The 2,734-nt window shown below is 64.9% G+C and carries 4 protein-coding genes; 1 reads left to right on the top strand and 3 read right to left on the bottom strand.

The window, feature by feature from the left end:
* Together ACLP9N_RS16225 and ACLP9N_RS16220 are read right to left on the bottom strand one after the other, a co-directional pair.
* Window positions 1-183: type II toxin-antitoxin system TacA family antitoxin (locus ACLP9N_RS16225; RefSeq protein ID WP_442408382.1), on the bottom strand; the 183-nt coding region annotated here is incomplete at its 3' end.
* Window positions 184-749: 566 nt separating this feature from the next.
* On the bottom strand, window positions 750-1,154 hold the full coding sequence (locus tag ACLP9N_RS16220) for a restriction endonuclease (protein WP_442408381.1): 405 nt from the start codon (window positions 1,152-1,154) through the stop codon (window positions 750-752).
* Between the two features lie 82 nt (window positions 1,155-1,236).
* Here ACLP9N_RS16220 and ACLP9N_RS16215 point away from each other — a divergent pair, with 82 nt between their 5' ends.
* The gene (locus tag ACLP9N_RS16215; RefSeq protein ID WP_442408380.1) at window positions 1,237-2,556 is read left to right on the top strand and encodes an IS1182 family transposase; all 1,320 of its coding nucleotides are present in this window, start codon (window positions 1,237-1,239) and stop codon (window positions 2,554-2,556) included.
* On the opposite strand, the gene ACLP9N_RS16210 is transcribed toward ACLP9N_RS16215, so the two are convergent.
* Window positions 2,551-2,734, bottom strand: a 184-nt coding sequence (locus ACLP9N_RS16210; RefSeq protein ID WP_442408379.1) for a hypothetical protein, incomplete at its 5' end; no start/stop codon positions are given. The two genes, ACLP9N_RS16215 and ACLP9N_RS16210, sit on opposite strands and share 6 nt — an antisense overlap.

Below are 2,734 nucleotides of genomic sequence, written 5' to 3'. Positions count from 1 at the left end.
GAAGGCGGCCGCCGCGTCGGGGGACAGGTGAATGGTCTGCCGCTCGGCTAGCAGGTCGTCGGCAGCTTGGCTGGCGGCCTGCAGCACAAACGCCGACACACTCAGGTGCGCCTCGCTGGCAGCCTCCTCTAGCCGACGCTTCGACGTCGCGTCGACGCGCAGCTGCAGGCGGTCATCTTTCATCGAAGTCATGTACTCACAATGGCAGTACGCAGACGCTTAGTCAAGCGAGACGCTACCGGCAATGGTTCAACAGCATGTCTTGGACCAAGTTGGGACCACACGCACCCGCACGCGATCGCGTCAACTCGGTGCACACCGCGAAAGAACTGTCGTGACGGAGGGCGGTGACGTTGCTGCGCCAACGGAAGGGGGGCGCGAGTCCCGGAGCGCCGACAATCATCGATGCTCGGCACGGGCGCCGGCCTCAGTCATGGCGCTCAACGGCGTGCCTGCCTCAACTCCTGGCTGGAACCTCGTGTTCGGGGACCATTTGGGGACCGCACGTTATGCACGGTGATGAACGATCTGCGCGTCTGTGCACGTCTCGCACGGCCGCAAACCAGCCACACACTGCCCGCGACCTGCGGAAAGGCGTTACCGGGATTTACTGGGGGTCAAGTGGTCGCAGGTTCAAATCCTGTCAGCCCGACCAGAGAACTAGCAGGTGAGAGCGGTTTCGGAGAAATCCGGAGCCGCTTTTTTCATACCCGCGGGGGGTGTGGATGGCAGCAGGGATGGCAACCCGGTTACCGGGGGCTTTCGGAATCGTCGGCCCGTACGACTTCGGCTGTGGCGGTAAAGGTTGCTGTCGATCCGAGATGTGCCGACGCGCCGTGGATCACCTTTTCAAGGAACTCGATCACGAAATCGGTCGTCGTCGAGTTTGCGGCGAGGTGGACGAGCTGGATGCCCTCATGGCCTGCCACCTTTTCGGCGCCCTCCTGCAAACCGATGGGAGTGACGATGATCCCGGCTGCAGCGCCAACATCGCTGATCACGTACGCGAGCGCAGCCATGTCTTTCTGCCTGAGCTTGTCGCCGTGCTGGCGGCACTCGATGACGACGGTCGCCCCGTCGTCCGCCTTGACGCCCCTAGCGTCGACCTCCCACTCCGTACCCGATTCGGCGGGGAGCTTTTGCTTGCCCTCCACAGACTCCAGACCTAGGAGCGTGGGTCAGTAACACGCCGGCCGGGGTGTTCGGTTGATGGGCGGGTGGTTGGGATCATGGGGTGTGCCTGATGATCTCGATGATGGTGGGCTGTTCGAAGTAGACCCTGCCGAGCGGGTAGATCCACATTTTGTGGCGCCGAAGCCGCCGGTGGACAAGACGTTTCGCATGTTCGACCCGGATCAGGGATTGTTGTTGCCGCCGTCGCTGGATGATTGGTTGCCGGCCGAGCATCTGGCCCGGTTCATCGCGGAGTTGGTTGACGAGCACTTGGACCTGTCGCGCATCCGTGCGGCGTATACCGAGGGGCGGGGCGGGCCGCCGTATGACCCGCGGTTGATGGTGCGCATCGTGCTCTACGGGTACATCATTGGGGTGCGCTCGTCGCGGGCGATCGAGACCAAATGGATCGATGACGTGCCGTTTCGCTGGCTGGCGGGCGGGGTGGCGCCGGATTATCGGGCGATCGCGCGGTTCCGTAAAAGGCACCTGTCCGCACTGGGCCATTTGTTCGCGCAGGCCTTGGCGTTGTGTCAGGCCGCGGGCATGGTGCGGCTGGGGCGGGTGGCGTTGGACGGGACGAAGGTGCGGGCCAATGCCTCTAAACGTAAGGCGATGAGCTATGTGCGGATGAGTGAGAAGGAGAAGGTCCTCGCCGCCGAGGTTTCGGCGCTGCTGGCCGAGGCCGAGCGCATCGATCAGGCCGAAGACAAGAAGTTCGGCAAGAACCGCCGCGGCGATGAGCTGCCCGAGGAGTTGCGCCGCCGCGAAAGCCGGCTGGCCAAGATCCGCCAGGCCAAGGCAGCCTTGGAGGAACAGGCACGCCAGCGGGCGCGTGCACACGCCGAGGCCACCGCCGCTCAGCGCGGCGACGACGAGGACACCGTCGCCTCCAAGGGCGCGGCCGCGACCGAGACCGCCACCCCAAAACCGAAAGCGCGGCGCAACTTCACCGACCCGGACTCCAAGATCGTGCTCACCGGCGACGGGGCCTTCCACCAGTGCTACAACGCCCAAGCCGTGGTCGATGAGGATCATCAGGTGATCGTGGCCACCGAGCTCAGCACTAACGCCTCCGATGTGGGCAACCTCATCCCGATGACCCAGCAGACGGCGGCCAACACCGGGCAGGCCCCGGACCAGCTGCTCGCCGACGCCGGCTACTGTTCGGCCGACAACCTCGACGCCGTCGCCGACTACGCCGCCCAGTACGGCACCCAGTTCTACATCGCCACCGGACGCCACCGCCGCGACGACCCGCCGCCGGTCACCCCACGCGGGCGTATCCCCAAGGCCGCCACCGGCAAACAGCGCATGGCCCGCAAGCTCACGACCAACAAGGGCCGCAAGGTTTACGCCCGCCGCAAGGGCTTGGCTTCATAGTGCACCTCCTGGGGCGGGTGGGGTGTGAACTCGTTTTCTGAGGGGGCTGCCTTGTCGGGTGGTGAGGCGGGGGTCGCCGGGTATGGGTGGTTGGTAGAGGCGCTCGTTCTTGTCGTTTGCCTTGTGTGAGTTGAGGATTCCGGCTCGGGTCCAGTTCTTGATGGTGCTGCGGTGCACG

The organism is Mycobacterium sp. (assembly GCF_052144515.1).
Taxonomy (GTDB): Bacteria; Actinomycetota; Actinomycetes; order Mycobacteriales; family Mycobacteriaceae; genus Mycobacterium.
The sequence above is the reverse complement of the archived record's forward strand: the minus strand, read 5'-3'. Positions and strand labels throughout refer to the sequence as shown.